At 72.6% G+C, this 21,997-nt stretch carries 19 protein-coding genes and 1 pseudogene; 9 read left to right on the top strand and 11 right to left on the bottom strand.

Annotation, left to right across the window (positions count from 1 at the left end):
- Positions 1 to 21: 21 nt before the first annotated feature.
- Both AB0H64_RS17885 and AB0H64_RS17880 read right to left on the bottom strand, forming a co-directional pair.
- A complete protein-coding gene (locus tag AB0H64_RS17885) occupies positions 22 to 1,251 on the bottom strand; it encodes a HAMP domain-containing sensor histidine kinase (protein ID WP_357625316.1) in 1,230 nt (409 codons plus the stop codon).
- Positions 1,248 to 1,901 carry a response regulator transcription factor gene (locus AB0H64_RS17880; protein ID WP_357625311.1) on the bottom strand — a complete coding sequence of 218 codons (654 nt, stop codon included), beginning with the start codon at positions 1,899 to 1,901 and terminating at the stop codon, positions 1,248 to 1,250. The genes AB0H64_RS17885 and AB0H64_RS17880 overlap by 4 nt, the downstream gene beginning before the upstream one ends.
- Positions 1,902 to 2,060: 159 nt before the next feature.
- Here AB0H64_RS17880 and AB0H64_RS17875 point away from each other — a divergent pair, with 159 nt between their 5' ends.
- Genes AB0H64_RS17875 through AB0H64_RS17860 form a run of 4 tightly spaced genes read left to right on the top strand, consistent with a single transcriptional unit; the run spans position 2,061 to position 5,705 of the window.
- Positions 2,061 to 2,603: a hypothetical protein gene (locus tag AB0H64_RS17875; RefSeq protein WP_357625309.1), complete on the top strand. Its 543-nt coding sequence runs from the start codon at positions 2,061 to 2,063 to the stop codon at positions 2,601 to 2,603.
- Positions 2,600 to 3,658: a peptidoglycan-binding protein gene (locus AB0H64_RS17870; RefSeq protein ID WP_357625307.1), complete on the top strand. Its 1,059-nt coding sequence runs from the start codon at positions 2,600 to 2,602 to the stop codon at positions 3,656 to 3,658. The genes AB0H64_RS17875 and AB0H64_RS17870 overlap by 4 nt, the downstream gene beginning before the upstream one ends.
- Entirely contained in the window at positions 3,655 to 4,470 is an 816-nt protein-coding gene (locus AB0H64_RS17865) for an ABC transporter ATP-binding protein (RefSeq protein WP_357625304.1), read from the top strand. The genes AB0H64_RS17870 and AB0H64_RS17865 overlap by 4 nt, the downstream gene beginning before the upstream one ends.
- Positions 4,467 to 5,705: an ABC transporter permease gene (locus tag AB0H64_RS17860; RefSeq protein ID WP_357625301.1), complete on the top strand. Its 1,239-nt coding sequence runs from the start codon at positions 4,467 to 4,469 to the stop codon at positions 5,703 to 5,705. The genes AB0H64_RS17865 and AB0H64_RS17860 overlap by 4 nt, the downstream gene beginning before the upstream one ends.
- Positions 5,706 to 5,843: 138 nt before the next feature.
- Here AB0H64_RS17860 and AB0H64_RS17855 read toward each other — a convergent pair whose 3' ends face one another.
- Together AB0H64_RS17855 and AB0H64_RS17850 are read right to left on the bottom strand one after the other, a co-directional pair.
- Complete coding sequence (locus tag AB0H64_RS17855) at positions 5,844 to 6,839, bottom strand: right-handed parallel beta-helix repeat-containing protein (protein ID WP_357625299.1); 996 nt, start codon at positions 6,837 to 6,839, stop codon at positions 5,844 to 5,846.
- Positions 6,840 to 6,976: 137 nt separating this feature from the next.
- On the bottom strand, positions 6,977 to 9,085 hold the full coding sequence (locus tag AB0H64_RS17850; RefSeq protein WP_357625296.1) for an ATP-binding domain-containing protein: 2,109 nt from the start codon (positions 9,083 to 9,085) through the stop codon (positions 6,977 to 6,979).
- Positions 9,086 to 9,155: 70 nt separating this feature from the next.
- Here AB0H64_RS17850 and AB0H64_RS17845 point away from each other — a divergent pair, with 70 nt between their 5' ends.
- Entirely contained in the window at positions 9,156 to 9,770 is a 615-nt protein-coding gene (locus AB0H64_RS17845; protein ID WP_357625293.1) for a TetR family transcriptional regulator, read from the top strand.
- Positions 9,771 to 9,783: 13 nt separating this feature from the next.
- Here the strand turns inward: AB0H64_RS17845 and AB0H64_RS17840 are convergent, their stop codons facing one another.
- Together AB0H64_RS17840 and AB0H64_RS17835 are read right to left on the bottom strand one after the other, a co-directional pair.
- Positions 9,784 to 10,197 (bottom strand): DUF4440 domain-containing protein, encoded by a 414-nt coding sequence (locus AB0H64_RS17840; protein ID WP_357625290.1) that lies wholly within the window; start codon positions 10,195 to 10,197, stop codon positions 9,784 to 9,786.
- Complete coding sequence (locus tag AB0H64_RS17835) at positions 10,194 to 11,036, bottom strand: NmrA family NAD(P)-binding protein (protein ID WP_357625288.1); 843 nt, start codon at positions 11,034 to 11,036, stop codon at positions 10,194 to 10,196. Before AB0H64_RS17835 ends, AB0H64_RS17840 begins: the two co-directional genes overlap by 4 nt.
- Positions 11,037 to 11,418: 382 nt before the next feature.
- Here AB0H64_RS17835 and AB0H64_RS17830 point away from each other — a divergent pair, with 382 nt between their 5' ends.
- Together AB0H64_RS17830 and AB0H64_RS17825 are read left to right on the top strand one after the other, a co-directional pair.
- Positions 11,419 to 14,520: a S8 family serine peptidase gene (locus AB0H64_RS17830; protein WP_357625286.1), complete on the top strand. Its 3,102-nt coding sequence runs from the start codon at positions 11,419 to 11,421 to the stop codon at positions 14,518 to 14,520.
- Between the two features lie 371 nt (positions 14,521 to 14,891).
- The gene (locus AB0H64_RS17825; RefSeq protein ID WP_357625285.1) at positions 14,892 to 15,638 is read left to right on the top strand and encodes a hypothetical protein; all 747 of its coding nucleotides are present in this window, start codon (positions 14,892 to 14,894) and stop codon (positions 15,636 to 15,638) included.
- 243 nt (positions 15,639 to 15,881) lie between these two features.
- Here the strand turns inward: AB0H64_RS17825 and AB0H64_RS17820 are convergent, their stop codons facing one another.
- Both AB0H64_RS17820 and AB0H64_RS17815 read right to left on the bottom strand, forming a co-directional pair.
- Positions 15,882 to 16,562 (bottom strand): hypothetical protein, encoded by a 681-nt coding sequence (locus AB0H64_RS17820; RefSeq protein WP_357625282.1) that lies wholly within the window; start codon positions 16,560 to 16,562, stop codon positions 15,882 to 15,884.
- A gap of 220 nt (positions 16,563 to 16,782) precedes the next feature.
- Positions 16,783 to 18,012 carry an alpha/beta hydrolase gene (locus AB0H64_RS17815; RefSeq protein WP_357625280.1) on the bottom strand — a complete coding sequence of 410 codons (1,230 nt, stop codon included), beginning with the start codon at positions 18,010 to 18,012 and terminating at the stop codon, positions 16,783 to 16,785.
- Positions 18,013 to 18,064: 52 nt separating this feature from the next.
- Here AB0H64_RS17815 and AB0H64_RS17810 point away from each other — a divergent pair.
- A pseudogene (locus AB0H64_RS17810) lies at positions 18,065 to 18,214 on the top strand (helix-turn-helix transcriptional regulator); the annotation flags it as partial.
- Between the two features lie 165 nt (positions 18,215 to 18,379).
- Here AB0H64_RS17810 and AB0H64_RS17805 read toward each other — a convergent pair.
- Positions 18,380 to 19,120, bottom strand: coding sequence for an MBL fold metallo-hydrolase (locus AB0H64_RS17805; protein WP_357625277.1), 741 nt, complete (start codon positions 19,118 to 19,120; stop codon positions 18,380 to 18,382).
- 259 nt (positions 19,121 to 19,379) lie between these two features.
- On the opposite strand from AB0H64_RS17805, the gene AB0H64_RS17800 reads away from it, so the two are divergent.
- Complete coding sequence (locus tag AB0H64_RS17800) at positions 19,380 to 20,327, top strand: AraC family transcriptional regulator (protein ID WP_357625275.1); 948 nt, start codon at positions 19,380 to 19,382, stop codon at positions 20,325 to 20,327.
- Positions 20,328 to 20,337: 10 nt separating this feature from the next.
- Here the strand turns inward: AB0H64_RS17800 and AB0H64_RS17795 are convergent, their stop codons facing one another.
- Together AB0H64_RS17795 and AB0H64_RS17790 are read right to left on the bottom strand one after the other, a co-directional pair.
- Complete coding sequence (locus tag AB0H64_RS17795; protein ID WP_357625272.1) at positions 20,338 to 21,411, bottom strand: tyrosine-type recombinase/integrase; 1,074 nt, start codon at positions 21,409 to 21,411, stop codon at positions 20,338 to 20,340.
- Between the two features lie 39 nt (positions 21,412 to 21,450).
- Entirely contained in the window at positions 21,451 to 21,939 is a 489-nt protein-coding gene (locus tag AB0H64_RS17790) for a MarR family transcriptional regulator (protein ID WP_357625269.1), read from the bottom strand.
- Positions 21,940 to 21,997 lie beyond the last annotated feature (58 nt).

Below are 21,997 nucleotides of genomic sequence, written 5' to 3'. Positions count from 1 at the left end.
GCTCAGGATCGCACGGGCGGCTCAGGACGGCGCCTCCGGGAGCCGTACGGTGACGCTCAGGCCGCCCTCCGGGCGGGCCTCGGCCGTGACCGTGCCGGCATGCGCGTCGCAGATGGCCCGCACGATCGACAGCCCCAGCCCCGAGCCGCGCGCCGAGCGCAGCCGGTCGCCCTGGAGCCGCCTGAACGGCTCGAACAGGTCCTCCACCTCGTACGGCGGGACGGTCTGGCCGGTGTTGTCCACCTCGACCACCGCGTGGCCGGCCTCCGGGCGCACCCGCACCCACACCTGGCCGTCGCGCACGTTGTACTTCGCCGCGTTCTCCACCAGGTTGAACAGGCACCGCTCCATCAGCAGGGGATCGCCCAGCGCGAGGGCCGGGCGCAGGTCGGCGTGCAGGGTGAGGGGCCGCCTGCGCCCGGCGAGGTCGAGCTGCTCCAGCACGATGCGCGCCACCTGGGCCACGTCCACGGTCTTGCGCACGCCCAGCTCCTGCTCGGACTGGGCGAGCAGCAGCAGCCCCTCGATGAGCCGCTCGTAGCGGGCGTTGGTGCCGAGCAGGGCCCGCGCCAGCGCCTTCAGGTCCTCCGAGGCGGCCGGCTCCTCCAGCGACACCTCCAGCACCGTGCGGTTGATGGCCAGCGGGGTGCGCAGCTCGTGCGAGGCGTTGGCGATGAAGCGCCGCTGCCCCTCGAACACCCGGTGCAGCCGGTCGAGCATCGCGTCGAACGTGTCGGCCAGCCGCTTGACCTCGTCGGGCGGTCCGTCCAGCGCGATGCGCTCGTGCAGGTTGCTCTCGGAGAGCCTGCGGGCCGTCTCGGTCACCCGGTCGAGCGGGCGCAGCGCCCGGTCGGCGACCAGGTAGCCGAGCACCACCGCGAGGACGCCGAGCAGCACCATGATGGCCGCCGAGGAGCGCAGCATGTCGTCCAGCACGGTCGCGGCCCGCTGCCGCACGTCCCCCTTCACCTGCTGGAACATCACGTCGTCGGACGGCGCCTGGGTGACCGTCACGAGCGGCTTGTTGGTGACGATCTTCGTGAAGCCGAGGGAGAACTGCTGGCTCAGCGCCCGCGCGGTCAGCAGGTACGTGGACCACAGCAGCAGCGACCCGGCCAGGAAGAACAGCCCGCCGTACAGGATCGTCAGCCGCATCCGCAGCCCGAGCCGGTGCCACAGCCGGACGCGGCCCGGCGGCCGGTCCCGCCGCCGGTCGCGCCGGGGCCTCCACCGGCCGAGGGGCGCCCTCACAGCCGGTACCCCTGACCCGGCAGGTTCTCGATCAGCGGGGGAGAGCCGAGCTTCCTGCGCAGCGAGGTGAGCGTGACCCGCAGCACCCCGCTGGCCGCGTCGGCGTACTCGTCCCACGCGCTCCTGCGCAGCTCCGCCGAGGTGACCAGCCGCCCGTCCGCGCGCAGCAGCGCGTGCAGCACGTCGAACTCCTTGCGGTTCAGCACGATCGGCCGCCCGTCGCGGGTGACCGTGCGGCGGCCCGGGTCCAGCCGCACGCCCGCCCGCTCCAGCGGCGCCGGGCCGTCCCGCCGGGAGCGGCGCGACAGCGCCCGGATCCGCGCCACCAGCTCGGCGAACGTGAACGGCTTGATCAGGTAGTCGTCCGCGCCCAGCGACAGCCCGTCCACCCGGTCGCGCACCCGGCCGGCCGCGGTCAGCATGAGCACCCGGCCCGCCGCGTCCCCTCCCGCCAGCTCCCGGCACACCTCGTCGCCGTGCACCTCGGGCAGGTCGCGGTCCAGCACCACCACGTCGTACGGGACGTACGTGGCCAGCTCCAGCGCCTCCTGCCCGTCGTAGGCCACGTCGACCGCGATGGCGTGCAGCCGCAGCCCCCGCGCGATGGCGTCGGCCAGCTCCTCTTCGTCCTCCACGACGAGCACCCGCATCCCGGGCCCCCTTTCCGTCCCGCACTGACCTTGGCGGATCGGGTGTTAGCGGCGGATAAGGGCGCCTGGGGCGGCTTATCGCCGTTTAGCACCCGCCCCGCTGGAGTGAGGCTCGCGCCGCGGCGAACGTCCGGCGGCGCCCGCGAAGGAGCGACAACGATGAACCTGCGATTCCTGCTGGCGGCCGTCTGCGCGACGGCGGCCCTGTCCGGCCTGTCCGCGTGCGGCGGCGGCACACCGGCCGCGGACGGAGTGGCCGGCGTGGCGAGCACCGGTGGAGCGAGCGCGAGCACCGGCGGCGCGACCGCCTCCGCCGCGCCCTCCATGGACCCGAGGGACGCCCAGCTGAAGTTCGCGCAGTGCATGCGCGAGCACGGCATCGAGATGGACGACCCGGAGCCCGGCGGCGGCATCCGGATCAAGTCCCGCAAGGGCGACGAGGCCAAGATGCAGGAGGCCCAGAAGGCGTGCGGGCACTTCATGGAGGCCGCGGTCGGCGAGGCCAAGGGCAAGATGGATCCGAAGGCGCGCGACCAGGCGCTGAAGTTCGCCCAGTGCATGCGCGAGAACGGCATCGACATGGCGGACCCGTCCACCGACGGCCGGATCGAGATCAAGGTCAAGCCCGGGACGCCCGAGGAGAAGGTCGAGGCCGCCCACGCGGCGTGCAAGGAGTTCGAGCCCGGCGGCGGCCCCCGATGAGGAAGGGGCTCGCGCTCACCGGAGCCGGGGTGCTCGCCGTGGCCGCCGCGTGGACGGCCGTGGCCGTGCTCGGCGACGGCGGCACCGGCGCGGCGGCCCCCGCGCGGCAGGCCGTACCGGCGACGGCGGAGATCACCCGGCAGGACCTCGTGGACACCAAGACCGTCACCGGGGCGCTCACGTACTCCGGCGAGCGCCAGGTGACCACGGGTGCGTCCGGCACGGTGACGTGGGTGGCCGCCGAGGGGGCCGTGGTGCGCCGCGGCCACGCGCTGCTGTCGGCCGACCGCGAACCGGTCGTGCTCATGTACGGCAAGCTGCCGCTGTACCGGGAGCTGCGCCAGGGCGTCTCCGACGGGCCGGACGTCGAGCAGCTGGAGCGCAACCTCAAGGCCCTCGGCCACGGCGACTACCTGACCGTGGACGAGCACTTCAGCTACGCCACGTACCTCGCGGTCAAGGAGTGGCAGGACGACCGGGGGCTCCCGGAGACGGGACGGGTGGACGCGTCGCAGGTGGTGTTCCTGCCGTCGGTCGTCCGCGTCACCGACGCGGCCGTGGAGGTGGGCGACCGGCTCACACCGGGCCGCCGCACCCTGACGGTCAGCGGCGTGCGCCGGCTGGTCCACGTGGACCTCGACGCCGACGACCAGGCGCTGGCCCGCAAGGGCGCGAAGGTGACCGTGGAGCTGCCCGGCGGCGAACGCGTCTCCGGGAAGATCACCTCGGTCGGCACGGTCGCCGAGACCAGCGGACAGGGCCAGGACCAGAACGTCACCGTGGACGTCGACATCACCCTGGCCAAGACACCCAGGACCCGCCTCGACCAGGCGCCGGTGGAGGTCGAGATGGAGAGCGAGCGGCGCGAGGGGGTGCTGTCCGTGCCGGTCGAGGCGCTGCTGGCGCTGCGCGAGGGCGGGTTCGGCGTCGAGGTGGTCGAGGGCGGCGCGACCCGGATCGTGGGCGTGCGGACCGGCGCGTTCGGCGGCGGCCGGGTCGAGGTCGAGGGCGCCGGGCTGGCGGAGGGCATGAAGGTCGGGGTGCCGTCCACATGACCGGCACCCTTTCCGAGGGCCTCGCCGCGGGCTCCGGCGCGGAATCCGGCGCGGCCTCGGGTGCGGCATCGGGCTCGGGCGCGGGCTCGGGCGCGGTGTCGTACGTGGTGGAGCTGCGGGGCGTGACCAAGGTCTACCCCGAGGACGTGCGGGCGCTGCGCGGCGTGGACCTGGCCGTGGCCGACGGCGAGCTGCTGGCCATCGTCGGCCGGTCCGGGTCCGGCAAGTCGACCATGCTGCACATGGTCGGCACCCTCGACCGGCCCACCTCGGGGACCGTCCGCGTCGACGGGCACGACGTCGCCACGCTGTCCGACCGCGAGCTGTCGGCGCTGCGCGGCCGCACGCTGGGGTTCGTCTTCCAGCAGTTCCATCTCGGTCCGGGCCTGAGCGCCCTGGACAACGTGGCCGACGGCCTGCTCTACACCGGCACCCCGCGGCGGGTCCGGCGCGAGCGGGCCGCCGCCGCCCTGGAACGGGTCGGCCTCGGCCACCGGCTGGGTCACCGGCCGTACCAGCTGTCGGGCGGCGAGCAGCAGCGCGTGGCCGTCGCCCGCGCCGTCGCCGGCGACCCGCGGCTGCTGCTGGCCGACGAGCCCACCGGCAACCTCGACTCCGGCGCCGGCGCGGAGGTCCTCGGAGTGCTGCGCGACCTGCACGCGGCCGGCACCACCATCGCGATCATCACGCACGACGCGGAGATCGCGGCCTGGTGCCCCCGCCGGGTGCGCCTGCTCGACGGCCGCATCGACGGCGACGAGGGTGACGGGACCGCCCCGCCGGCCGAGATCACGAAGGGGGTCCGGGGATGAGCCGGGGAGCCACGAAGCGCGGGCCCATGACCCGCGCCTCCGGAGCGCGCGGGCCGAGGCCGGCCCGGCTGAGCCCGGCAGACGTGCTGCGGGTGGGGGCCGCCGGGCTGCGGGCCCGTCCCACCCGGGTCGTCCTGTCGGCGCTGGGCATCGCCATCGGCATCGCCACCATGGTCGCGGTCATCGGCATCTCGTCGTCCTCCCGCGAGCAGCTCATGCGGCAGCTCGACCGGCTGGGCACCAACCTGCTGACCGTGTCGCCGGGGCGCACGATGTTCGGCGAGGAGGCGGAGCTGCCCGTCACCGCCGTGGACATGGTCAAGCGCGTCGGCCCGGTGCGCACGGCCTCGGCCACCGGCTCCGTCAAGGCGACCGTCCGTCGTACCGACCGCATCCCCGAGGCCGTGACCAGCGGCATCTCCGTGCAGGCCGCCACCACCGAGCTGCTCACCACGCTGGAGGGCAGCGTCGCGAAGGGCGCCTGGCTGAACGCCGGCACCGAGCGTCGGCCCGCCGTCGTCCTCGGCTCCGAGGCCGCCGCCCGGCTCGGCATCGACCGCACCGGCGTGCGGGTCTGGACGGGCGGACGGTGGTTCACGGTGGTCGGGATCCTGCGGACGATGCCGCTGGCACCGGAGATCGACCGCTCGGCCCTCGTCGGTTTCCCCGCCGCGGAGAGCCTCCTCGGGTTCGGGGGACACCCCACGACGATCTACGAGCGGTCGGCGGAGGAGGCGGTCGAGGCGGTCCGGAACGTGCTGGCCCGCACGGTCAACCCCGAGAACCCGGGCGAGGTCGAGGTCAGCAGGCCCTCCGACGCGCTGGCCGCCCGGGCCGCCGCGGCCGGCGCGTTCACGAACCTGCTGCTCGGCCTCGGCGCCGTCGCGCTGCTGGTCGGCGGTGTCGGGGTGGCCAACACGATGGTCATCTCGGTGCTGGAGCGGCGCAGGGAGATCGGGCTGCGCCGGTCGCTGGGCGCGACCCGGGGGCAGGTGCGGGTGCAGTTCCTGACCGAGTCGCTGCTGCTGTCGGCGCTCGGCGGGATCGCGGGGGCGGCGCTGGGGACGCTGGCCAGCGCCGGGTACGCGCTGGCGCGCGGCTGGCCGCCGGTGGTGCCGCCGTGGGCGATCGGCGGGGCGGTCGCGGCCACCCTGGTCATCGGCACGATCGCCGGGATCTACCCGGCGATGCGCGCCGCCCGCCTGTCGCCGACGGTCGCACTGGCCGCCACCTGAGGGCGGCTGCCCGTCCGCCGCCAGCTGAGGGCCGCCGTCATGTGCGGGCGCGGCCGGGCGCGCCGCCGGGAGTCGTGGGCTCCGGGTACGGCCTCCCCGCGGTGGGAGGCCCGTACCCGGGCGTCCGGTCCGCGCGGGTCAGGGGCTGATCCGGCCGGCGCCGGCTCCGCCGGTCACGATGGTCTTGACGCCGGAGGCCGCGTCGAGCGGGTAGGAGTACGGGATCGTGGCGACGCTGCCGCCCGCGTCGCCGCTGCCGGAGTTGACGAAGTGGTTGTTGCGGGCCACCAGGTTGGCGGCGGGCGAGCTGCCCTCACCGCGGTGGAAGGGGTCGTCGGTGTTCTCGAAGTAGTTGCCCTCGACGAGCACGCCCGCCTCCTTGGTGGAGGCCACGCCGTAGCTGCCGATGCCGGAGTAGTAGTTGTTGTAGACGTGCACCGGGTTGCCGAAGCGCACCCGCGGGTGGCGCTGGTTGGTGCCGTCGAACCAGTTGTGGTGGTACGTCACCCGCAGGTGGCCGCGGTCCTCCGAGCCGTTGTCGTCGCTGTGGCCGAGCAGCATGGTCTTGTCGTGGTCGGAGAACTTGTTCCAGGAGACGGTGACGTAGTCGCTGGCGCGCTTGATGTCCACCGCTCCGTCGTAGCCGTTGCTGAAGGAGTTGTGATCGATCCACACCCGGGTCGAGTACTGCACGTTGATGCCGTCGTCGTTCCAGTTGCGGAACGTGAGGTTGCGGATGATGACGTTGGAGGCGCTGGCGACGTTGAACCCGCAGCCGGAGATCGTCGCCCCGGAGTTGCCGAGGACGGTCTTGTTGGAGGTCACCTTCAGCATGCCGGAGCAGGAGATCGTCCCCGAGACCCGGATCACGGCGGCCGAGCCGGAGGACAGGGCCGTCTTGAGAGCGGAGGCGGAGTTCACGGTCGTCGGGGGCGTGCCGCCGCCGCCCGTGGTGCCGCCGCCCTGGCCGGCCCAGCCGACGGGAGAGGTCTCGGCGGCCAGGGCCGCGGCCGGATCGTCGGAGTGCGGTACGGCGGAGGCGGGCGCGGCGAGCGCGGTGACGGCGGCCGCCGCGGCGGCCAGGCCGGTGATCAGGCCAGTGATCAGGGTGGGGGTGCGTCCTCGTGTGCTCATCGCTGAGCTCCTCTGCGGAGGTGACCTCGCGGTCACGGGAAAGCGGTTGCACACACGGTAGGAAAGCGCTTTCCGTAGGTCAATGCCGGCCGTCGGGCGGGCCCGTCACGGCCGGCATGAGGGCTGGTCGGGGCGGCTCAGGCTGAGCCGGCGGTCGAGAAAGTTTCAGGCGCCGCCCGGCCCGCGACCGGCGCCGGGTCACCGAGCTCCGGCGGCAGCCGCCGGGCGTGCACCACGTCCAGCCGGGACACCGCGCGGGTCAGCGCCACATACAGCCGGTTGAGCCCCCGCTCCTCCGCCTCGGCGATCGCGGCCGGCTCGGCCAGCACCACATGGTCGTACTCCAGCCCCTTGACCAGCGAGACCGGGACCACGCTCAGCCGCTTGCCCACGTCCAGCCCGGCGTCCCACAGCGCGGCGGTCAGCGCCTCGGCGTCCGCGTCGGCGGCGACGACCCCGACCGACCCCTCGAACTCCAGCGCCTCCCGCGCCGCCGCCACCACGCCCCGCTCCAGCCCCGGAACCCGGGTCACCCGCAGCCGCCCGTCCGAGCGGTACGAGCGGGTCGCCGGCACGCCCGCGTCCAGGGCGGCCAGCAGCCGGTTCGCCAGCTCCACGACGACCGCCGGCACCCGGAAGCCCGTGGTCAGCTCCACCACCCGCGCCTCCGGCTTGCCCAGCGCCGCCATCAGCTCCGGCCACGACCGGGCCGCCCACGGCGTCGTGCCCTGGGCCAGGTCTCCCAGCACGGTGAGCGAGCCGTGCTCGGCGCGCCGGGCCACGGCGCGGCACTGCATGGGGGACAGGTCCTGCGCCTCGTCCACGATGACGTGGCCGTAGCCGCGCGGGCGCTCCAGCAGGCCGGCGACCTCGTCGATCAGCACGAGGTCGGCCGCCGACCACTTCGCGCTCTTGTACGTGCGCGCCGGCCGCTCCCACACGACGGCCGCCCACTCGCCCGCGCCCAGCGGCCCGCCTTCGCCGCCGGCGGGCGTCCACCGGCCGGACAGCACCTCGTGCACCACCTGCTCGGCCCGGACCGCCGGCCAGACCTCGTCGAGCCACGCCGCGATCGCGCGGCCCGTGCGGCGCTCCCAGGCGGCGTTGGGGCTGTGACCACGCGCCTCGGCCTGGCGGCGCATCAGCGCCACCACCCGGGCCCGCACCCGCTCCCGCCCGGTCGCGTACGGCAGCGCGTCACGCCGGGTGTCGTCCACGACGCGGCGCAGCTCGTCCTCCTCCACCCGCCACCGGAACGACCCCTCGGTCACCACCACCGGCTCGACCGGCTTCGAGATCCGCCCGTACAGGGCCCGGCGCAGCACCTCGGCCATCCGGGCGTCGTGCTTGACCGCCGCCGCCCGCACGTCGTCCCGGGCCTTGACCGGCACCGTGGCGATGAGCCCGTCCAGCGTCGTCTGCTCCACGTCCACCTCGCCCAGCGCGGGCAGGACCGCCGCGATGTAGCCGAGGAAGGCGCGGTTGGGGCCGAGGACGAGGACGCCGCCGCGCTGGAGCCGCTGCCGGTACGCGTACAGCAGGTACGCCGCGCGGTGCAGGCCCACGGCGGTCTTGCCGGTGCCGGGCGCCCCCTGCACGCCGATCGAGTCCTCCAGGCCGGTGCGGACCAGGTCGTCCTGCTCCGGCTGGATCGTGGCGACGATGTCGCGCATCGGACCGACGCGCGGCCGCTCGATCTCGGCCGCCAGCAGGCGGCTGCGGCGCTCCTCGCCGCGCCCCAGCCGCTCGTCCTCGTACGACGTCAGCGTGGTGTCCGACCAGCCGAACCGGCGGCGCACCGCCACCCCCTGCGGGTCCCGCGCGCCGGCTCGGTAGAAGGCCCGGGCGACGGGCGCCCGCCAGTCGATGACGACCGGCGGGCCGCCGTGCTCGCCGGGGATGTGCCGCCTGCCGATGTAGTACGTCCGGCCGTCGTGCCCGTCCGCGTCCGCGGCCCCCGTGCCCTCCGCGGCCCCCGTGCCCTCCGTGGGCGCGGCGCCGTCCCGGCGCTCGAAGGTGAGGCGGCCGAAGAACGGCGGGCCGTCCGGCTCCTCGGTCAGCTCCTTGGCCAGGCTCTTGAGGTAGCGGCCGAGCCGCTCGGCGCTGTAGCGGTCACCGGCGACGGTCTCGCCGACGATCACGTTGTCCCGCGCGGCGTCGAGCATGCGGCGCAGCCCCGCCCGGCACGTCTCGACGTACCGCCGCTCCTGCTCCAGCCCGTCCACGCCGTTCTCCAGCTCGTCCATGTGCGCCCCTCCGGAAAGTGTTAACCTGGTCAATATATTAACCAGGTTAACGCTTTGCTAGAGTGGATCCATGACAGGACTGAGGCAGCAGCATCGGCAGCGCGTCCACGAGGCGATCTCGGAGGCCGCCATCTCGCTCTTCCTGGAGCGCGGCTTCGACGAGGTGCCGGTCACCGAGGTGGCGGCCGCGGCGCGCGTGTCGAAGCCGACGCTGTTCAAGTACTTCCCGACCAAGGAGGACCTCGTCCTGCACCGCATCGCCGACCATCAGGGCGAGGCCGCCCGCGTGGTGCGCGGCCGGGCGGCGGGCGAGACCCCCCTGGCAGCGCTGCGCCGTCACTTCCTCGACGGGCTGGCCCGCCACGAGCCGGTCACCGGGCTCAACGACCACCCGGCGGTGGTGGCCTACTACCGCCTCGTCTTCTCCACGCCGAGCCTGGCGACACGGGTGTTCCAGTACATGGCCGTGGACGAGAGCGCCCTGGCCGAGGCGCTGGCCGAGACCATGGACCGGCTGACGGCCGACCTGCTGGCCGCTCAGACGCTGGCCACGCAGCGCGTGCTCGCCCGGCGCTCCTGGGAGGCGCTGGTCGCCGGCCGCCCGATCGCCGAGGTCGAGCCGGAGGCGGTACGCGCCGCCGAGCTGGCCTTCTCGCTCCTGGGGGCCGGGCACGCCGCCGGCTGACGCCGGTCCAGGGCTACGACCCTTCGTCCTGGCGACCTGCCTCCTCGACCGCGGTCTCGTGCAGGCGCAGCCAGCTCAGCCCGCCGGGCCGGCGCTCGAACACGGCCGTCGAGCGCCGTCCCGCGCCGCCCTGCCACTCCTCGTACGCGGCCACCACCACGGCCCCGGCGGCGGCGACCACGGTGACGTGGCGGATCTCGATCCGGGCTCCGGGCACGCCCCCGTACATGGCCTCGACCTCGGTCAGCACCTCGGCCCGTGACAGCAGCCGCCCGTCCGGGGCCGCGAGCGTGAAGGCCGGGGCGTGGGCGCCGGCGAACCTCGCGAACTCGTCACGCGGCACCGTCCCCGCCAGCCAGCGCTCGATCACCCGGTGATGCCGCACGACCTCGGCCCGCACCTCCTCCAGGTGCTCGGGCGGCCTCATCGGGCGGCCCCCAGCCGCGCGGTGAGCCACTCCTGCGGCGCGGTGACCCGCGTCCCCGGCCGCCCTGCCGCCCCGTCCGCGCCGTACAGGTCGCGGCCGTGCGCGGCGATCCAGCGGTACGTGCCCGTCACCCCCGCCGCAGCCCCGGGCCCCAGCGCCGCCGACAGCCCCGCCTCGAACGCCGCCACGTCCAGCTCCTCGTACCGCGCGCCGGCGGCGGCGGCCAGCTCGGCACCCGTGACGGGCGGGCCACCCACGCTCAGCACGGCACCCTCCGGGTCGTCGCCCGTGAGCGCGGCCAGCGTCGCGGCGGCCAGGTCGGCGTGGCTCAGCCAGGACACCGGCACGTCGCCGGGCACCGGATAGCGGAGCACGCCCCGCTCCACCAGCGGCCCCCACACCCCCGGCGCCGCCAGGTTCTCCAGGTACAGCGGCGGGCTCAGCACCACCGACGGCACCCCCGACCCGAGCGCCGCCGCGGCGGCCTCCCTCCTCGTGTCGAACGCCGCGACGCCCGTGGCCCGCGCCGGCAGCCGGTTGCCGGTGTTGAGCACCAGCCGCCGCACCCCCGCCGCCGCCGCGGCCCCGAGCACGTTCCGGACGTATGTCTCCACCCGCTCCGCCTCGAACACCAGCGGCAGCGTCACCGACACGTGCGTCACCCCGTCCAACGCCTCCCGGACCCGCGCCGCGTCTCCGAGGTCCGCCGCGAACGGCTCCACCCCGTCCGGCGCCGACCCCGTGCGGGACAGCCCGCGGACCTCGTACCCCTCGGCGGCCAGACGCCGCGCCACGGCGCCGCCCTGCGCGCCCCCCGCTCCGATGACCAGAATCCTCATGCCGCCCAGCCTCCAGCCGCCCGGCCGGTACGCTCCATAAACGGAAATCCGATGAACGTTAAGGATCGTCCGTACACGTCTTCGACGAACCAGCGCGGCGTCGCCGCGGGCGGCACCATCCGCTCACGCGGTCCGCACCCGCGGGCGCCCTCGCCGTGGCGGACGTGCAGGTTGCCGTGTAGTCGCGGGCGGTCGGGCGGACTTCCCAGCGGTCGCGAGTCCCTGCCGCCACCCGGCGAACAGCCGATCCGCCTGCTCTACGGTGGGCGGAATGGCGCGGGCGCTCCTGGACGAGCTGTCCGCCTTCACGTCTTGACCATACTACGTTAAAAGAAGTATTGTCGCTGCGCTCATCAAGATCATGTATTGATGGAGGCAGCTCATGATTTCAGGCGGCATTCTCGCGTCCGTCCTGCTGGCCGGCGCGATCACCGGGGCGCCACCACCGGACCGGCCCGGGTTCGGCGTAGCGTCCGGCGCCGTCACCCTGATCACCGGTGACCGCGTCGTGGTCACCGGTGGCGGCGTACGCGTGGAGCCCGGGTCGGGCAGGCGGAGCGGATTCACCCGGCAGGTGATCGAGGGCCACCTGCACGTGATCCCGTTCGATGCCCGTCCCCTGATAGCCCAGGGCGTCCTGGACCCGCGGCTGTTCGACGTCACGCAACTGCTGGCGTGGCGCTACGGCGACGCCGACCGGCCCGACATCCCCATGATCGTCCAGTCGGCGGACGTGCCGGGGGCACGGCGGCTCACCGGGCTCGGCATGTCCACCCTTCAGATCCCCAAGAAGGACGCCGCCCAGACCTGGAAGGAGCTTACCGGCGGCCCTCAGGCATTGGCGGCCGGCAAGGGAAGACTTTGGTTGGACGGCCTGCGTTCCTGGACGCTCGACAAGAGCGTCAAGCAGATCGGCGCCACCGAGGCATGGAAGCAAGGGATGACCGGCCAGGGCGTCACGGTGGCCGTACTGGACTCCGGCTACGACCCCGACCACCCCGACCTCAAGGGCGTGGTCACCCACGAGCGCAACTTCTCGGATGAGCCCGACATCCGCGACACCTTAGGGCACGGCACGCACGTCGCCTCCACCGTGGCCGGAGCCGGGGAGCAGTACCGGGGAGTGGCCCCCGGTGCCCGGCTCGCCATCGGCAAGGTCGGCGGCCGCAACGGCCCCTCGGACTCCGCGATCCTGGCGGGCATGCAATGGGCAGCCACCGAGGTCAAGGCCAAGGTCGTCAACCTCAGCGCGGGCAGCACCGACACCCCGGAGCTCGACCCCGTCGAACAGGCGGTGAACACACTGTCCGAACAGACCGGCACGCTGTTCGTCATCGCCGCGGGCAACGACGGCCGCCAGGCCCCGGTGTCCAGTCCCGGCAGCGCCGACGCCGCCCTGGCCGTGGGCGCGGTCGACGACGAGGACCAGGTCGCCTCCTTCTCCTCCAAGGGCCCACGCGAGGGCGACCACGCGATCAAGCCGGACATCACGGCCCCCGGCGTGGACATCATGGCCGCCAAGGCGGGCGGCGGGCACGTGGAGTACAGCGGCACCTCCATGGCCGCGCCGCACGTGGCGGGGGCTGCGGCGATCATGGCCCAGCGGCATCCCGACTGGACCGGACGGCAGCTCAAGGCCGCCCTCATGGGCAGCGCCGCGGCCACGAAGGGCGCGACACCGTACGAGCAGGGCACCGGACGCGTGGACCTCACACGAACCCTGGCCCAGCAGGTCGTGGCCGAGCCCGCCGGCCTGTGGGCCGCCTTCCCCTGGAACGGAGAAGGCGAGCGGGTCTCGACCAAGACGATCACGTATGCCAACTCCGGCGTCACCCCCGTCACCCTGGAGCTCGGCACGCAGGGCGGTGAGGTGCTGAAGCTGGCGCGGGAACGCCTCGAGGTGCCGGCCCACGGCACGGCATCCGTCACGCTGACCATCGACGCCACCGGCAAGGCCCCGGGCGACTACCCCGGCATCGTCACCGCCGTCTCCGGCCAGGGCGAGATCCGCACGCCGGCCGGCGCGTACGTCGAGCCGGAGTCGTACGACGTGACCATCACCGCCATCGGCAGGGGGCCTGGTGACTCCTTCGTCTTCGCCCAGCTCTACGACCCGGAAACCGGCGCGGTCCGGCCCCTGGTGTTCCAGGACGGCACGGCGAAGGTGCGTCTGCCCAAGGGACGCTGGAACATCTACGCCGACTTCTCCGAAACCACCTCGCTGACGGTCATCCACACCGCTCTGCGGGTCGACGGCGGCGACCGGCGGATCTCGCTGGACGCCCGTCAGGGCCGGCCGGCCGGCTTCGCCGTCGACGACCCCACGGCCGTGCCCAGGAACCTTACCGACTTCCAGATAAGGCTCGGCAAATGGTCGATGGGCTGGCGGGGCAGCTTCGATCCCACCAAGGAGTTCTTCGCTGTGCCCGCGCGCGAGGCCGGCTTGAGCTACCAGCTCAGGTCCATCTGGGACACCACGGGCGGCACCGTCTACGACCTGGTCGACGCGCGCGCCGACGGGCTTCCCGCCGACATGGGGCAGCGAGCCCGGCGCGCGGAGCTGGCGAAGGTGGAGGCGACGTTCCTCGCCTCCGGTGTCGCGGCGCAGGGGCGGCCGCACTTCGCCCCCAGGTTCGGCGACGAGCGTGCCGGGTTCCAGGCGACACTCCCGAAGGACGTGGCGCTCCCCGGCACCGTGACCTACTACCGCACTCCCGGGCTCACCTGGGACAGTACGTTCGACACGGGCACGTCCCTGATGTGGGACACCGGCAAGGTCGCCAAGCACGGCCTGACCAAGGAGGTGTGGAACGCCACCGTCACCGGTCCCTCGTTCGCGAAGCAGAACGGAGCCCGTACCGGCGACGTGCTGACCTTCGACGCCGGCCGTCTGTTCGCTGACGGCGCCGAGGGCAGGACCGGCACGGACAACGCCGCGACCGGCACCGCCGCCCTCGCCCGCGACGGGCGGACGATCGCCGAGACCCCGCTCGCCGGCTGCCTGAACGAGCCCTGCACGCTCACCGCCACGCTGCCCGCGCAGCCGGCCGAGTACACGCTCACCACCTCGATGCGCAGGCAGGGTCCGCACACGGCACTGTCGTCGAGCGTGGAGTCGGTCTGGACGTTCACCTCCGCGAACACGCCCGAGCGGCGGCCGCTGCCGCTGATCGCGGTCCGCTACGCCCCGGCCGGTCTCGACTCGTTCAACCGCGCCCGTCCCGGCACGGTGACCAGGCTGCCCGTCCGGGTGGAGCGTAATCCGGGCGCGCCCCAGGCCGGGGTGACGTCGCTCAGGCTGGAGATGTCCTCCGACGACGGCGCCACCTGGCATCCCCTGCCGAGCGCTCCGGCCGGCTCCGGCTGGACGGCGGCCGTGCCCAACCCGCGCACGGCCGGATTCGTCTCCCTGAGGGCCACGGCGACGGACGTGTCGGGGACGACGGTCAAGCAGACCGTCATCCGCGCCTACGCCGTCAGCTGACAGGCGGGATCGGTGCGAGGCGCTGAATGTCCGTACGGAGGTGAAAGACCCCATCCATCGTCCGTGCCGTCGTAGCGGCGGCCGGCTCGTACGCGAGCCATGGAAGAAGCGGATCACGCGCGCCGGCGGGCCGGACGCCACCACGAGCAGTACGGGTGCTCGGCGGCCGCGTGCGCGCGTGAGGTTGAAATACGAGGAGACCGACCATTAACACCGTCAGCAAGACCGCCTTGGCCCTGGCTGCGACGGCCGTGCTCAGCGGCTGCGGGGGCGACGCCGAACAGGCAGGGAAGAGCGCATCACCTCCCTCGAAGTCGGCCGCGGCTCCACAGGAGAAGAGGCGCCAGTTCGAATCCGTCAAGGCGGATTGCATGAAGCAGCATGGCTTCAAGTACATCGCCTACGTGCCGGCGGAAGATCCTCTCACCGACGACGAGCGCAAGCGCAGAGCCGGCGACTATGCGGCATTGAAGGCTCAACGGGCGAAGTACGGCTTCGGGGTCTTCTCGGTATATGTCTACCCGAAGGCCCCAGACAGTCCCGACAACATGCCCGACCTCTCAGGGGCCGACCCCAACGGGGATATCTGGACGAAGCTCTCACCGGCTCAGCGCAGCAGCTACTGGAAGGCCGTGAGTGCCTGCGCTGTGATTGCGGCCAAGCAGGTTCTCGGCAAGAAGGTGGCGTCCGACATGGACCTGTTCGAACAGTTCTCCGCCGCCTCGGACAAGGCAAGTGAGCGCGAGATCGACGGCGACGCCGAGCTCGTCAAGCTGGCATCGAGCATGGCCACGTGCCTGACGGGCAAGGGATACAAGGTCTCGGGCACCAAGCCGATGGACATGCAGCAGCGCGGCCGCAACGCATTCCTCGAACAGGAGGATGAGATCGGCCGCAGGCAGCGCGAGGACGTTCCGGACGTGCCGCAGCCCCACAAGAAGGGCGAGATCGTGCGGACCTTCGGAGCCAAGCTCACGCCCGCCGAGGCCAAGCCGTACCTGGCCAAGGAGATCAAGGCCGCGCTGGACGATCTGGAGTGCGGCAAGGACTTCTATCGGGTCTACACCCCCAAGTCGGAGGCCATCGATCAGCGGGTCGCCGAGGAATTCGGAAGCTGAGGCGGTCACGCTTCCGGGCCCCGGCTGAAGGCAGCGAGTACAACCGGCGGGGTCGGCGAGCTTCGGGCGGCGTACGGCAGCTTTCCGAGCTCGCCGAGTCCCATGACCGCATGGTGAACGTGACGGTGGGGCCGCGTGGGTCAGGTGCAGGGCATCAAGCTCGACCCCCGGGTGTACCGCAGGCTCTCGCCGTCGCAGCTCGCCGGCGCTCTGGTTCTCAGGGATTGGAAGCTGCACCCAGTCTCAACTATGCGTGGAGAAGCGCTCTATGAGCGGCTCGTAGTCGTGCTCGGGGAACAGGATCGGCAGTGTATCGAGCATGTTCTCGATGCGGGCGCGCACACCCTCGAACTCCTCACTGTCCAATGGCGCCCGGGTGAACAAGAACTGCCACTCGAAGGCGCCCTTGGTCAGTTGAAGCATGTCCAGGTACTCCGCGTAGCCGACGTCCATCTTCCAGGCTCCATAGCGAGGCTCGGCCACCCACCAGATCTCGGGTTCGTTCCCGCCTGGAAGCAGCCGCAGTGCCGCATAGTGACCCGTACCCGTGATGGGGTGCTCATCGATGATGCGCAGTTGCGACGGCGGGAAAAGCTCCTTGCCTTCCCACGACTCGATCCACGCCTCCCCCTGCCTCGGGCTGCTCGCCCGTGCGATGTGGGTGAGGTAGAACTCACCGTTGACGTACGGCCCTTCACCCATCCACTGCCGCCCCAGCTCCCGAAAGCGCAGACCACACCGCTCCAGCGCGGCGGGAGGCTTGACCTCCTGCTCACCCACGAGCGCTGCCCACGAGGCGGCGACATCGGTGAAACTCCCGTCGAGCTCACTCTGCAAGGCGCGGAGGACCTTGATCCGGGGATGGTTGTCCAGGTCGCCGCAGACCTTGCGCCAACCTGCCTCGTACGCCGTCAGTTCCGCCACCTCACACCGTCCAACGCTCGATGACCAACCAGCCGCCGGCAACGGTACAAGGCGGCAGGCACCACAGCGGCCCGATCCTCGATCTATCTGCCGGCTAGATCAGGTGTTCGCTCAGGCTGGTCCGGCAGCGCAACTCGATGCGACTGACTTCCGCTTTTGCCCGGGGGCGGCGCCGCCCTCGACTGTCATGGATGATCACGCCTGGAGCGCAGCCTCCACCTCAGCAGTTCTTGGCCGAAGGTGCGCAGAATTGGACCTCGGGATAGCGCGGGGAGGGCTTGTCCAGCAGCGGCTGCGGCTTGCCGCGCAGGTGCAGGTCGAGGAAGGCGGCGACGTACTTGCGGGTGATGTCCATCGAGCGGGTTTCCTTCAGGCCGCCGCCGAGGTCCACGCCGAGCTGCTGGAGCAGCATGTCGTAGTCGGTGAAGGACGGGTGCAGCGCCCCCTTCACCACCAGCCAGCGTTTCCACCCGGTCAGATGCTCCCAGTCACGTTTCCAGGTGCTGTCGTCTGAGGGGGCGCCCATCAACAGGAACGGTCGCGCCAGTCCGCTCTCGGGGATCGGGAGGAACATGCTGCCGTCCATGTTGATCCCGGCGCGCACCCGGAAATCCTTCAACATGGTCTCCGGGACGGCGGCCCCTCCGATGGACTGGCCCACCATCGCGATCCGGGCCGGATTGATCAGGGCGCTGCCCTTCCACTTGGGGCGCGGACCGGTCAACTGGTCGAGCACGAAAGGGATGTCGATCGCCCGGCCCCGGATCACTCTTTGGCCGAAGTCGTCGTCGTTGACGTTCGCGCAAGCGGCACAGGTAGCAACCCGCCCGTCAGGGAAGGTGGTGGCGAAGTTCTCGTTGGTGTGGTCAATGCCGGCCACCACATACCCTCTGCTCGCCAGGTCCTCGGCCAGACCCGTGAGTGAACTGCGAGGCCAGGTGAAGCCAGGCGACAGCACCACGAGCGGCAGACCGCGCCGACGTCCCGCCGGCTCAGCGTCGGTGAAGGCATTCGTCCGGGTCCAGCTCAGCCCTTCTGGCGGTATGTTCTCCAGTTCCTTGATCCCCGAGCCCTTCAAGAGCAGCTCCGACTCCTTGGGGGTGACGTACGGCGCGCGCCGCCCGGCACGCGCCGCGGTCGGGTACCACAGGGAGACCATGAGCTCCCTCGCCTTGGCCGCGGGAACCCACGGGTCGGGGCGAGAGGTGTCGATCAAGTGCAGGGATGTCGTGCCGACCCGGTGGGGGCCGGTCGGTTTGGGGATATACGGCGCGCTGGGTGCCGCGGCAGCGGCGGGGGCCGGCGCCGAGGCGATGGAGGCCGTGAGGGCGAGCAGCCCGGCGACGGCGGCCAGAAGTACGGGCCTTTTCCGCGCCGGGTGAGGGTTGTCGTGTGCCATAAAGTCGATCTTGCGGTTTCGGATCGGCGCCGGCATCGGCCGTTCATCCATAACCTCCTCGGCCGAACGGTTGATCTCCAGACGTCGAGCCCCGGCGCTCCCCGTGAACGACCCGCTGACCGACCGGGAGCTGGACGTTGTGCGGCTGGTGGCCAGGGGGCGCTCCGACCACGAGGTGGCCGTGGAGCGGTTCGTGTCACTGTCGACGGTCGAGACGCACTCGGGCAGCATCTTCGCCGAACTCGGTGTCAGGAACCGGGTGGAGGGCCTGCGCCTTCTCGCGGTGCTCTTGGCTAACCGCTTGGTTTGTGGACGTCCCGCTCACAGGGGGTCCACCACTGGGCTGGTGACGGTGCTGTACATACTGCGTTCCAGCCTGCGTGATCTCGACCTCCCCACGGCGGGGGCTCAACCCCTGTCACCGGTTCGGCCCGAGCGTGACGACGAGTCCTTCCTCGGCCGCCAGCACCTCGCCGTCGAACTCCTTGCGGGCGGCGGCCACGCTGGCGGCCCGGTCGTTGCCCGGCCAGAAGTGGGTGAGCATCAGCCGGCGGGCACCGGCGCGACCGGCCCACTGACCGGCTTCCATGGAGGTCAACAGATTGCGGGTGGGGCGGTCGGTCTCACCCTCGCGGTCGGTAGCCTCGACGATGAACAGGTCGGCGTCGTGGCCGAGTTGGGCAAGCTCGGGGGCCGGGCCTGTGTCACCGGTGTAGGCCAGCGCAACACCGTCAGCCTCTATGCGGATGCCGGAGTTGGGCACATAGTGCGGCAGTGGCAATCCGGTGAGAGTGAACGGCCCCACGCGGTGGCTGCCGGGCAGGTGATGCACGTCGAAGACCGTGTGGAGGTCGACATCGGGCTCCAGCCCGCTGAGCCGGTCGAGCACGCCTGGCGGGCAGTACAACGGCAGCCTCGGCCCACCGGAGTTGCCGTACAACCGCATCCGGAACAACCCGTGCAGGTCGATGCAGTGGTCGGGGTGCTCGTGGGTGATGACGACAGCGTCCACCGCGCCGTCCGGCCACTGCGCGAGTAGTCGCGGCAGCGTGGCGTAGCCGAGGTCGAGCAGCAGGCGGTAACCGTCCCACTCCACCGCGAACCCGCTGCAGGCTCGGCCCGGCTCGGGAAACGCACCGCAACTGCCAAGAACGGTCATTTGTCGCATCCGTACATGATTCCAGTTCTCCCTACCGGCTGATGCCGGTCAGTGAGACGTTTCCCGTGACTTCTTCGGCGTGGCGGAGGACCGCCAGGCGGCGCTGGGCCTGGCGGTCCTGTTGTTGTTGCGGCACCTGTCACCCCGCGACGCGTCAGGAGCACCTATCCGCTGACCAGAATCCTCATGCCGCCCAGCCTCCAGCCGCCCGGCCGGTACGCTCCATGAACGGAAATCCGATGAACGTTAAGGATCGTCCGTGGACGGTGATCTGCTGAGCGAGCTGCTGGGGCCGTTGCGGCTGCGCGGCGTCTTCCACAGCCGCTGGTCGGCGCGGGCCCCCTGGGGCGTGGCGGGGGAGCGCGAGAGCTGCGCCCTGATCCACTACGTGCGGGCGGGCGCGTGCACGGTCGAGCTGCCGGACCAGGAGCCGGTGCGGTTGCGGGCGGGCGACCTCGCGGTGTTCCCGCACGGGGCGGCGCACCGGCTGGCCGACGCGCCCGGCCGGGCCACCGTGCCGCTGGAGAGCGTCCTGCCCACGCGCCCCCCCGGCAAGACCCGCACCGTCCGCATCGACGGTCCCGGAGCAGAGACGGTCATGCTGTGCGGCGGGCTGCACTACGACGCCGCGGCGGCCTCCCCGCTGTACCGGGCGCTGCCGCCCGTGCTGCTGCTCGACCGCGAGTCGCTGACCGGCCAGCCGCTGCTGCGCGGCACCCTGGACGGGCTCGCGGGTGAGTGGGACCGGGACGAGCCGGGGCAGGCGCTGGTGGCGTTGCGGGGCTTCGAGCTGGCCTTCGTGCTGGCGCTGCGGGCCGCGCTCGTGGACGGCTCGGCCGCCGCCCGGCCCGTCCTCGGGGCGCTGCGGCACCCGGCCGTCGGGGCGGCGCTGCTGGCCGTGCAGAGCCGGTTCGGCGAGCCGTGGACGGTGGAGAGGCTGGCGGCGGAGGCGGGGATGTCGCGGTCGGCGTTCGCGGCCACGTTCCGGCGGCTGGTGGGTGAGGCGCCGATGCGGCACCTGACCGCGCGCCGGATGCAGGAGGCGGCGCGGCTGCTGGAGGAGACGTCGCTGCCGCACGACGCCATCGCGCGGCGCGTCGGGTACGGGTCGGTGGTGGGCTTCCACCTGGCGTTCCGGCAGTGGTACGGCACGACGCCGGGCGGCCACCGCCGGGGCCACGGCCCTGGAGCCCGCGCCACGTCCTGAGCCGGGGCCGTCAGGAGAGGGGGCGCGGGGGAGGGAGGCGGAGGCGGTCGACCGCCTCGCGGCGGGTGCGTTCCGGGCGGCGGTCGTAGCGGGCCGTCGTGGCCGGCGAGGAGTGCCCGACCAGCGCCTGGGCCGTCGCCAGGTCCACGCCCGCGTCCAGCAGCTCACCGATGAACGTGCGCCGGAAGTCGTGCGCCGTGCGCCGCGACGCCCCGGCCTGGCCGAGCCGCCGCGCCAGGATGTCGGCGATGCCCTGGCCCGTCAGCCCCACCGGCCGTCCGTCACGGGTCCGGACGCGGCCCGCCTTGCTGATCGGGCTGAACAGCGCCCCCGGCCCGCCGCCCCGCACCGCGAGCCACCGCTCCAGCAGCCCGATGGCGTCGGCCGTCAGGTACACCATGCGTTCCTTGTCCCGCTTGCCGCGCACCCGCAGCGAACGCCCGCCCGGGTCGTAGTCGGCCAGCGACAGCCCGCCGATCTCGGCCCGGCGGCAGCCCGTCGAGTACAGCACCGCGATGAGCGCCGCGTCGCGCACACCGGCCGGCGAGTCGTCGCAGGCGGCCAGGGCCGCGCCGACCACCTCCGGAGGCACGTGCTGGCCGGTGGGCAGGCGGCTCTGCCGTACCGGGGCGAGGTCGGAGGCGCGCGCGTACTCCTCGGCGCTGCTCCGGCCCAACCGCCATGACTCCTTCAGCACCCGGCGCAGCGCGACGAGATGCTTGTTGACGTACGCCGCCGACCAGCCCTGATCGGTCAGCAGCGTCCGGATGCGCACCGTGTGCTCGTAGCGGAGCAGGTGCCAGGGCTGGCCGGCGCCGGTGGCGTTCTCGTCGCCGGTGAGCAGCCGGGCGAGCCGGTCGAGGCAGCCGCGCATCGTGCGGCGGGACTCGGGGCTCGTGAGCGAGTCGAGGTAGACGTGGTACGGGTCGCGCGCCGGCTCGACGGGCGACACCCAGGCGCCGGCAGCTCCGGCGCCGGGGACCCAGGCATCGCGATCTCCGGCGTGGGGAACTCCGGCGTGGGGAACTCCGGCGTCGGGAACTCCGGCGTCGGGAACGAGGCCGGACACGGCGGGGAGGCTCACGCCGCAGATCTTAACCGCCGATCACGTCCTGACCGCCGATCACGCTCCGGGCGGTGCGGTCGGCGGGCGGTCCGTGGTGAGGCGCCCGGCCTGGTCGAGGCCCACCTGGGTGGCCCGCCGCAGGTAGTCGGCGATCAGCTCCAGCTCCGCGTCCGTGTAGGAGCGCAGCACCTCCCCGTACGCCCCGCCGGGCGTGTCCCACGCCTGCCCGATCCGCTCCCGCACGCCCGGCGCGAGCCGCACCAGCGACCGCCTGCGGTCCTCCGGGTCGGCCTCCCGCACCGCCAGGCCCGCCTTCTCCAGCCGGTCCACCAGCCGGGACGCCGAGCCGGCCGTCAGCCCGGTGAGCCGGGCGATGTGACCGGTGCTGACCGGCCCGGCCTCCAGGTCCAGCAGGGCCACGCACTGCAGGTCGGTGGGGTGCATGCCGAGCCGGTCGGCCATGGCCTGGTTGAACAGCGCGTACGCCGCGTAGTGGCGCTGGCTCTCCGCGATGATCCGCTCCAGCAGCTCGTGCCGATTTGACATGACCTCTCCCACCACGAATTATGTGTCTCACGCAATATATGCGTCACGAATGCATTTC

The sequence above is a fragment of the Nonomuraea sp. NPDC050733 genome (genome assembly GCF_040654215.1).
Taxonomy (GTDB): Bacteria; Actinomycetota; Actinomycetes; order Streptosporangiales; family Streptosporangiaceae; genus Nonomuraea.
The sequence above is the reverse complement of the archived record's forward strand: the minus strand, read 5'-3'. Positions and strand labels throughout refer to the sequence as shown.